This is a genomic window from Corallococcus sp. AS-1-12 (assembly GCF_020036995.1).
Taxonomy (GTDB): domain Bacteria; phylum Myxococcota; class Myxococcia; order Myxococcales; family Myxococcaceae; genus Corallococcus.
In genome coordinates, this window is sequence record NZ_JAIQDD010000086.1 from 1 (window position 1) to 1,626 (window position 1,626).

3 protein-coding genes are annotated in these 1,626 nt (G+C 59.8%); 2 read left to right on the plus strand and 1 reads right to left on the minus strand.

From position 1 onward, the window contains the following. Window positions 1-563, minus strand: a 563-nt coding sequence (locus K8556_RS38760) for a RelA/SpoT domain-containing protein (protein WP_223745166.1), incomplete at its 3' end; no start/stop codon positions are given. Between the two features lie 374 nt (window positions 564-937). Between K8556_RS38760 and K8556_RS38765 the strand changes: the two genes are divergently transcribed. Together K8556_RS38765 and tnpB are read left to right on the plus strand one after the other, a co-directional pair. Then, entirely contained in the window at window positions 938-1,273 is a 336-nt protein-coding gene (locus K8556_RS38765) for an IS66 family insertion sequence element accessory protein TnpB (RefSeq protein ID WP_223745167.1), read from the plus strand. Between the two features lie 3 nt (window positions 1,274-1,276). Then, a partial coding sequence (gene tnpB, locus K8556_RS38770; RefSeq protein WP_223745168.1) for an IS66 family insertion sequence element accessory protein TnpB occupies window positions 1,277-1,626 on the plus strand: 350 nt, incomplete at its 3' end.

The window sequence follows — 1,626 nt, forward strand, 5'->3', positions numbered from 1 at the left end:
TCCTCAAAAAGCGTCCTCACCTGAATTTCAGCAAGAAACTTCTCTTTCCCAGGATTAGACTCAATCAGATAGTGAACCGATCTATATCCAGCGCGAGTTCGCTTGATAGCGCACCCCCGGGCCTCAAGCTGCGCAATAAATTCGGCATCATCTCCATCCCGAACCTTGGCTTCGGCTTGTTCCGCGAGCGTCCATTGCTTGGCAATAAAATCATGAATAGGAATCCAATCAGCCTTAAACAAGTGAAGGACCCTAATCCCGATGAGATCGGTCACATGCTCACGATAATTCTCTATCGAGATGGCTTTTCCAGGACTCTCAATTGACTTCCTGATGATTTTCTCAATCAGATGCTCGGGATCTTTGAGCCTAGCCTTAATTGAATGCACTCCCTCGGCCGAACCCAACTGCTCTCTTACGTAGTTCAGCGTTGGCAGCAAACTCTGCATTTTACGCACATAGTCGGCATGTATTTTCTCTAGCTTCGACCATTCAATCCCGCTCTTTTTGAAATTATCAATCGGGATATTAAACTTCTCCAAAAACGACTTCTGAGTCAGCAATCCATTAATACTCAAAGACACCTGTCTCTCCGTCTGCCGCATTGTTGTTGCGCTTGTTAAAGGCGCTGGGTTCAGCGCCCGACGATAAGCCCTCAGCTACTGCCAAGCCACAATAGCCCACTGCGAGGTCGGAAATGGCTCACTCGGATAAATTCCCGATGCACTCGCGTTGGCAGGCATCCGCAACTTCAACAACCAACCCGTCGCGCATTCAGGAATTCCAATGCCCGCAGGTCACAACTGCCCCCATTGAGTTGTCGAGGACATCAGTTGACGTCCGCCACCAATGGGAGCAACGGGACATGAGCAACGCAGCACTTACGCGGTATCCGTCCGGCCAACGACGTGCCGTGAGGGATTGCCGACGTAGCGGCGTGCGGCGGACGCTTCCGGGCATGGCGAAGCAGGTGGAGAAGCCGGAGTGGGCGCGTATCGCGGAGGCCTTCGAGGCGAGCGGGCAGACGCAGCGCGAGTTCGCGTCGGCGCACGGCATGCGACTGAGCACGTTGCAGTCGTGGGTGTACCGGCATCGACGAGCCGCGCGGGCGCGAGCGGAAACCGTGCGGCTGTTGCCGGTGCAGGTGGCACCGCCTCCGGTGGCGACGGAGTGCCTGCTGGAGGTGGTGGCCGCGAGCGGGGCGCGGGTGCGCTTCGCCGTGGGCACCGACGTGGGGTACGTGGCCCGGCTCGTCGCGGCGCTGGGGCGGTAGGCCGTGTTCGCACTGCCTGCGTCGGTGCGCGTGGTGCTGGCGGTGGAGCCGGTGGACATGCGCAAGTCCATCGACGGCCTCATGGCCCTGGTGCGTAGCGCGTGGGGCGAGGACGTCTACTCGGGGCACCTCTTCGCCTTCGTCTCGCGCAAGGGCGACCGAGTCAAAGTGCTGACGTGGAGTCGGGGCGGCTTCGTGCTCCTCTATAAGCGACTGGAGACGGGCCGCTTCCGGCTGCCGCCGGTGGACGCGGGCGCGCAGGCGGTGACGCTGGACGCCACGCAGTTGGCCATGCTGCTGGACGGCATCGACGTGGCCCAGGTGAGGCGCCAGCCCGCCTGGACGCCTCCCGG